This is a genomic window from Actinomadura sp. NPDC048955, from assembly GCF_040649435.1.
Classification (GTDB): domain Bacteria; phylum Actinomycetota; class Actinomycetes; order Streptosporangiales; family Streptosporangiaceae; genus Spirillospora; species Spirillospora luteofluorescens.
In genome coordinates this window covers 1-8,245 of sequence record NZ_JBEZJI010000119.1, presented here as the reverse complement: position 1 = coordinate 8,245, position 8,245 = coordinate 1, and the positions used below count along the sequence as shown (strand labels likewise).

Here is an 8,245-nt window from a genome sequence, read left to right as displayed (position 1 = left end):
GGTTGTTTGATGCTTATCGACAAGAGGATATATTTGCACAAGGTATATTACTTAAACTTATTGAAATAGAAGAAGATTGGAGTTCTTATAAAGAAACACCTGAAACTATAAAATCATGGATATATGAACAGTTAGAATTTCTTATGTCTAAACCAAGTTATTTAGACAGTCATTTAATAAATAATAGTTTGAATTTGGACGATAACCTATATAAAGAACTATATTATGCATATAGACAGTATAATGATAGTTATGATGAGAATATTAAAGATAACATGAATACATTATTCAATCAATTAGAAGAAAGAGAACGTTGGGATCAATATCGAGAATCATCGCACTATATACGACGCATAATAACTGGTAATTTTGACACAGTTTCATACAAGCAAATATGAAAAAAGGTGAATAATAATGAATCAATCAATAGTAAAACTTAAAGAAAATTATGTGAAAGATACAGAACAGATACGACACAATATCTCTACAACACATGAGCGTATCAATAAAGAAAAGAACAAACTTGCTAACCATCAACGCAAGTTTGATAAACTACAACTTGAATACACTAACGATGTATCAATGAAGTTGTTAGATATGGTTAGCACAGGTGCAATTGATGTTAAAGATTTACCCACTATCAAATCATATTTGTTTGATGATAGTGGTTCACTTGATGTATCAAGTGAGGTTTCCGTTTCATCATCTGCTACAGATGAAACGCCACAGTCTACATCACAACATTATGATGTAGACGATAACCCTTTCGCTGACGCTAACCGTCACAGCTAAAGGGTATCACATCGCCGGCACAATCCCGGTGATGTTGCACACCTTTGGTGTGTACTCGCTAGAGAGTTAAGAGAGAGCGCAGCGTCTCTCTTACAAGCGCCCAATGTTTACATTGGGACTGCTTGCCTCAGATTTATAAGGGGTGATATGCGTTGAGCATAGTGCCCTGCAATAAATCGCATTTGATGTGTTGCAATGGTCGCACATTTTTGCGACGCAACACATATTTTAATACACAATTAGCCCACTATTATTGGGCGTGTATTAAAATCAATCTTTTGAACTTAAAGGGGTGAACATCATGACAGATGTAAAGCACAAATTACCCGAAACAGAACGCAAAACAAAAACGATTGTGTTTCGGGTACGTGAAGATGAATATGACCGGTTAAAGACGTTGTCAGATGAATTAAGAGGCTATAAATCGCCGAATGAGATTGCTCGGTTAATCACATTAGAATGGCTCGATAACAAGCAAACATTTAAGCCGAAACAAGTATTTGATAATGAGACATTTGAAGTGATGAAAGACCTTCAAATTTTAGCAAGTGAATTGCGAAACGATATTCAAGGTGTTGCACGAAACTTTAACCAATATGTGAAGTTATTGAACACACATCAGTTACGTGATGATTTAAGTGTAGATGATTTTAAAAACATCGATGATTTCCGACAACAGATTAAGAAAACGAGAAAAAATATCGCTGATTTTAACAGAAAGGTGGGGTCATTATCGCAACAATACAAGTGAGTTCAACACGTAATGTTCAAAAGTCAATCGATTATGTTTTAAGTTCAAAACCACACTACGATCATGAACATACAAATGGGCGACGGGTACAAGCTGTTTCGGGTTTGAATTTAGCTGTAACAGGTAATAGTGCGTTTCTAGCTAAACCACAAATGCGTGACGTGCAAAAACAATACAATAAACACGAAGGTTATGTACAAGGGTACTCAATCATTGATAGTTATTCAGAAGACGAGATACCTAAAAATGGTAAATATTCAACGATACAACTTGTGAATGAAATGGGTTTAGAAAAAGCCCGAAGAATTTACGGTGAAAACTATCAATGTTTAGTTGTAACACAATGCGATGGTAAGTCGGGGTTGTATCACAATCATCTCATCAGTAATGCGGTAGGTAGTGACGGTAAGTCACAAAGAGGTGACATGACAAAATGGACGAAACTAGCTGAAATTAGTGATGAAGTCATGATTGATTACGGGTATACACCACTTGATAAAGACAACTGGCGCTTAAATAAATCACGTAAAGCTGAAGCACGTTCAAAGGGTGAATACGTATCACCGAATGAGCGTAAGGCTCGTAAAAATGGTATGACATTAGCTAAAGACGAAGTGCGAGAACAAATTCAAAAGGTTATTGATGATGAAAACGTGAAGTCATTTGATGACTTTAAACAGATGTTAAATGAAGAATATCAGATAGGCGTTGAAGAAGCCGGAACTAAAGACGGTGAAAACATCAAATATAGCTTTAGTTACACCAACAAAAAGGGTGAAATATCTGAAAAAACAATTAAAGCGAAAACATTGAGTAAAGATGATTACACGTTATCAGGTGTTAAATCAAAAATTGAAGATAAGTTACTTGAAACAGGCGATTTTGAAATCAATACCGATGATTTAACAAGCCAGCAAAAAGAAATGTTATCCAATTTAATTGTTCCAGATGAAGAAGAAGATGATGATGATGATGATGAACTGGAACTTGAATTTGATGATGAAAGCATAACATTTTTAGACCAAATTAATGAGGAGGTAAAAGAATATGGCAGAAAAGAACGCAACTCAAAAGTTACTAGAAACAATCACCGAGTTGAAAAACAACATCGAGACCATCAACGACACGTCGAAAACAACGAAACAAGTACAACAAGAACTACAAACCGTAGCAAACGAGCTAAAGACAAAGACACAGGCTTTGAACTTGGATAGCAAAACACATCAAGATATTAACACTTTAGCACAAAAACTCGACGCTTACGCAAAACAAGAGCGCGATATTAAAGTGTCGTTAAAATCAAATGACTTGTACGACATCGCAGATACCGTCAAAAAAGGTTTAACCAACAACCTAGAAAAAGCAACAGAGGACGTTGTAAAAGAAACTAATGAATTTAGGGTTAAGTCACAAAATGAAATCAAGGAGGCAACGGACACACTCATTTCATATTCACGTAAGTTGAAAGATGAAACTGAAAAATATAAGAAGTGGTATGTTTCAGCGATGATTGGGTTTGTTGCATTCGCTGTTGTGTTATTGGTGTTCACAATGCTTGCTGATATGCCATTTTTAGAACATGCGTATCAATTCATCGCAACAAAGATAGAACACAGTAAAACATGGTATGTAACAGGTTTGTGGTACATCGCATATCTCATCACGCCAATGTTCTGGGTCGGTGTTGTAACGGGTGTAGCGTATTTGTTGCACCGATGGTACACTAATTAAGAGGTGGTACAATGTTAACAATCAAGCAACTAGCCGATAAATTAGGGGTATCAAAACCGACTATCACGCGAAACAAACCTGAAAACACTGAATTTAAGGTTATCGACGGTGTGAATTACATCAACGATACACTGGAACAACAGATTACTGATAAAGTGTTGCAGAATAAAACACGATACAGTAATGATACATCAACTGAAACACATGACAGTACATTAGTACAACAGTTGTTGCAAGAGAATGCGTTTCTCAGAGCACAAATTGAAGAAAAAGACGCATTACTAAAGACACAAGCGAAGTTATTAGATCAACAACAACAATTGAATTTAGTTACAGGGCAACGGTTGAATGAATTGGAAAGTGGTTCGGGTTCAGAAGAAAGTACAGAGGTTGAAAAAGAAACAGCACCTGAGAAGAAAAGTTTATTTAGAAGATGGTTCGGACAAAAGAAATAGCACGAATGCATTGAAAACGCAAACGTGCTATAATAATAAAAGAAGACACGTTGGCAGACGTGTCAACAATGGTGATATTGTTATGTTTAGTGATGATAATAAAGATGATGGTTATTTTCTTCTTTATTATTCAATTAAGATTATATCATAATTTTGTGTGCGTTGTACACACTTTAACACAAAAGTAAAACAACTTTGTTGATACATATGCAACGTGTCTTCCAATCAAAAATCGAAAGGAAGATACATTATGAGTAAGAACAATACAGTGCAAAAGCAGACCACACCAACACTTAATAACAAGTGGTTTACAGACATTCACGTAATTAATGACAGTATATTCACAAGCTATAAAAATTATGGAACGTTATATCAAAACGTGAATACGACGCTATCTAATACTAAAGTCGATGATGACTTATACGATTATCTTAAAGATGTAGTGTTTGAATTGGATACCGACAATACATTTAACAACGCAACAATGGAAATGTATTTGCATAAAGATAATGACGACGCAGATATAGAGGTAGATGACCCAACAGATAAACGTATAATTAAAACATTAGGACGTTATCACGCATATTTAAAGTTAATGTGTATTGTTGTAGATCGATATAACCCTCGTTGTTGCTTTTTAAAAGCTACATTTAAGCCGAAATTCGATAAAGGTAATTTAATACACTTGGAACGTAAAAACGTGCAAATTGACCCGGAATTACTTGCAAACTTTATAATAGAACATCATGTGAAAGGTTATATGCAAATCTCATCAATTGACGGTGCTGAAGATTTAATTTATTACTATGACCGAAATACACATAAAGTAACACAGTTTAAGAAAACTGTTGTGAAACGTAAAATACAACACCTTGTACATCAAATTTATAGTGGCTTTAGATCAGAGAACAGTAAAGCAGAGAAGCAAGTTGTTGATACGGTAATGAACTTAATACCTAATGCTGATGATTTAGACGCTAATTTAATTGATAAATATACTGAAGAACACCCACAACTCGTGTGGTTCAAAAATGGTATATATGATATAGAACATGATCAATTAATAGAACATAATCGTACACAATATTTGAGACAACATCATGATTACAATTTACCGATAGCTAAAGATGATGAAGAACCATTAACATTGCAATATCTTGAAACAAAATGTCCGAAAACATTAAATCGTTTGAAGTTATTGGTGGGTAACGCATCAGAATACATGACAACATTACTTGGTTATAGTTTTATGCATACGCATAAATTGTGGAATATCGTAACGTTTTTATACGATCCAAACGGTTCAAGTGGTAAATCATTCTTCATTGGTAATGTGATTGAAAAAATGTTTGGTTCCGCTAATATTCAAAGCGTAGGTTTAAACCAGTTAAGCGCTAACCGATTCGCGTCATCGGATATGGTAGGTAAAGAAATGAATTTAGTTACAGAAGTTGATGACTCACACTTCAACGCTGAATTAATTAATAATTTAAAGAAAATATCAGGTGGTGACACGGTACGTGTTGAGGCTAAATTCAAACAAGGTAAACCAGCAGCACTATACTCAAAAATGCTATTTTCGATGAATAAAGGGTTGCCACAAGTTTCAACATCATTACAAGATGGTGGTGTGTTACGTCGTATTGTGATTGTACCTACAACCGGTCATAAACCAACAGCCAAAGATAAAGAAGAGTTCACACAAACTGTAATCAATGAAGAATTGCCGTATTTTGCATTATATTGCATGAAAAAGTTCAATCAACATTATCAAAATGGTGTGTTTAACGACTTTAGCCCAGTTGATGTAAATAACCCATTGGTTACAAACGAAATGGCTATGCAAACACGCAAATTTATAGATAAAGACAATAGAATACTTCAATTCTTTATCTATAAAGCTATTGATTATTTAGACAACACAACAAAAGAAATCACATCACAACAAGAAATGATTGATGTATTAATTGAGATGTTGAAATACTATCCAAAAAGCACAATGAAAGATGATTTTATCAATTGGTTTAAATCAGTAGAGGAATATAAAAACGATAAAGGTTTGAAGAAGTATTTCAAAGATAACATGGATCAACAATTCAGTGGCTTTGGTTTAAATATGGAAAGCAGAACACGTGTCAGACACCCTAAAACAGGTAAAACGATTGATGTACTACAAGAAAAAGCAATACCACATATAGTTGAGCGTATTGTTGAACATTTAAATTACGAAGATTATACAAATAAACAGTCTGAAGATAGTACAAAATCATTTAACTCAAATATTGTTAACTTTGGCAGTGATTCAAATGCTTAACAAAGATTACTACACATACGATATTGAAGTTATCAATGACGGTGTAACAATAGCATTATTAGATATGCACACTAACCAAATGTATATGTACTTTCACAGAATCAAGCCTGTATATGATAATGAACATACAGTGCTTGATTACAATACATTTCATTCAATTATCAATGACGGTATATTCATCGGTTTTAATAACAAACATTATGATAAATATATTTTAAGTTTAGTTAAGCATGGTTATGACACTGATAGTATTAAACAATTATCTGATGACATTGTAAATAATACAATTTCAAAAGAACGATTGTTTGATTTACCCAAAATGAATGATAAACATATTGAATACGACGTTAAAGACGTTGTAGGCGAACGTATCAGCTTAAAACAAATGGAAAGTTATATGCAACTTGATATTGTTGAAGATGAAGGGTTGTTATTTAAAGACACATTAACTGAAAATGAATTATTAAAAGTCGTGAAATATAACATGTACGATGTGAGAGCTACCGCTAAGTTATTTATGCACGTATATGAAAGTCATTTTGAAGTATCTGAGAGCCTTGTTGAATCGTTCAATTTAAATGATCGTGATGCGGGTAAGTCACAAGGATCTATGATTGATAAGATACTAACAGACAACTATACACATAAACCAAAAGATATAGATAAACCAACATTAAACTATAATGGACATGATTTAAGCTCATTATTTGATGTAAGTAACGTTGACAAATTGTTGGAAATGTTAGATAAGCAGTATGTAGATGACACAAAAGGTAATAAACGACAACGATATTATAATCGTGACGGTAAAATTGAATTACAAACACGTGAAAATGGCTCTAAAATAGAACCTAATAAATTTAAAGGTTATACAATCAACAAACATGGTATTCACATCACAATTTCAAAAGGTGGTGCACATGGGTGTATTAAAGGCATATACAATGATGTTACAGAACTCGATATAGCTAGTATGTACCCAAGTCTGATTATTAATTCAAATGCACTAGGTACAGCAACACAAAAGTACAATGCAATTAGAGAAGAACGTTTAACACTCAAACATAATAAGTTGAACCCGAAACGTGAAAAAGCGTTGAAATTGGTATTGAACACAGTGAGTGGGCGTATGGACGCTAAATTTAGTGCATTATACACACCGAATAAAATGTTATCCTTAAGGCTTATTGGTCAAGCTGTATTATTAAAAATGGTTGAACTTGCAACGAAGCAAGGTGCTAAAGTCATTTCGGTTAATACAGATGGTATTTATTGCATAGGTCAATTCGATTCAAAACCAGTGATTAATGAAGTGAAACGATTATTTAATTTAGATCTTGAAGAAGATAAATATAAGCGTGTAGCGCTTGCTACAACAAACTATGCTGTACTTGAAACTGAAGATGGTAACGTAAAACGCCGAGGTAATTTAAAGAACTTTGATTATAAAAATACCCAAGTATTTCCAAAAGTTGTCTCAGACGCTGTAACAAATCACTTATTGTATAGTACATCAATTGAACAATACATTAATGATAATCAAAACAAATGGGACTTTGTACAACTTGCTAAAGTGACAGGAAAACACACAATGCGTGATGAATCGGGTAAGTTATATCAAAAAGTTAATCGAATTATCGCTACTAAGTCAGGTGTTACCGGTCTAACAAGCACAAAAGAATCTAAAAAAGGCTACGTTAAAGTCAATACAGTGGTACCACAACAACAATATAATATCATTAATGAGGTAAACCAACTGAGAAAAACAGAATTGAGCAACATTGACCGTGATTACTATATATCGTGGGCAACTAAACAATTGAAAGACTTCGGCGATTGAGCCGAGGTCTTTTTATTGTGCCAAAAACCCAAAACCTTTGGGAAAAATGGCACAACCCTTGAGGCTCTAAGTCTCACGCTTTATTTCTTTCAATAAACTACTCGCCACTGAAGACGCTAGAACCTTACTCTCCCTTGACTTGTGCCATTTTTCCCACTTTTTTACCATAAAATTCAAATATTATATAGAGAACTGGTACCAGTGTCGGGGTATAGAGGTTGTATCTTATTGATAAAATTGTATATTTATGAATAAGTTTGTATATTTTTATGGTATAAAAATGAAGGATTTTCAAAAAACCTTACTTTTTGGGCACAGAGGGTTTCATCCTTACTCTCCCAAGGGGTCATCTGTGCCATTTT

General features: G+C 33.9%; 8 protein-coding genes. All 8 read left to right on the top strand.

The window, feature by feature from the left end:
• The coding region (locus AB0C84_RS44695) for a hypothetical protein (protein WP_361078680.1) at nt 1-398 on the top strand (398 nt) is incomplete at its 5' end.
• A gap of 16 nt (nt 399-414) precedes the next feature.
• Nucleotides 415-792: a hypothetical protein gene (locus AB0C84_RS44690; RefSeq protein ID WP_361078677.1), complete on the top strand. Its 378-nt coding sequence runs from the start codon at nt 415-417 to the stop codon at nt 790-792.
• Between the two features lie 301 nt (nt 793-1,093).
• Entirely contained in the window at nt 1,094-1,543 is a 450-nt protein-coding gene (locus AB0C84_RS44685) for a hypothetical protein (RefSeq protein WP_361078674.1), read from the top strand.
• Nucleotides 1,540-2,757: a hypothetical protein gene (locus AB0C84_RS44680; RefSeq protein ID WP_361078671.1), complete on the top strand. Its 1,218-nt coding sequence runs from the start codon at nt 1,540-1,542 to the stop codon at nt 2,755-2,757. The genes AB0C84_RS44685 and AB0C84_RS44680 overlap by 4 nt, the downstream gene beginning before the upstream one ends.
• Nucleotides 2,750-3,274, top strand: a complete 525-nt coding sequence (locus tag AB0C84_RS44675; RefSeq protein ID WP_361078668.1) for a DUF334 domain-containing protein — start codon at nt 2,750-2,752, stop codon at nt 3,272-3,274. The genes AB0C84_RS44680 and AB0C84_RS44675 overlap by 8 nt, the downstream gene beginning before the upstream one ends.
• 11 nt (nt 3,275-3,285) lie before the next feature.
• Nucleotides 3,286-3,729 carry a hypothetical protein gene (locus AB0C84_RS44670; RefSeq protein ID WP_361078665.1) on the top strand — a complete coding sequence of 148 codons (444 nt, stop codon included), beginning with the start codon at nt 3,286-3,288 and terminating at the stop codon, nt 3,727-3,729.
• 250 nt (nt 3,730-3,979) lie between these two features.
• Nucleotides 3,980-6,043, top strand: a complete 2,064-nt coding sequence (locus AB0C84_RS44665) for a DUF5906 domain-containing protein (RefSeq protein ID WP_361078662.1) — start codon at nt 3,980-3,982, stop codon at nt 6,041-6,043.
• Entirely contained in the window at nt 6,027-7,883 is a 1,857-nt protein-coding gene (locus AB0C84_RS44660; RefSeq protein WP_361078659.1) for a hypothetical protein, read from the top strand. Before AB0C84_RS44665 ends, AB0C84_RS44660 begins: the two co-directional genes overlap by 17 nt.
• Nucleotides 7,884-8,245: the final 362 nt, after the last annotated feature.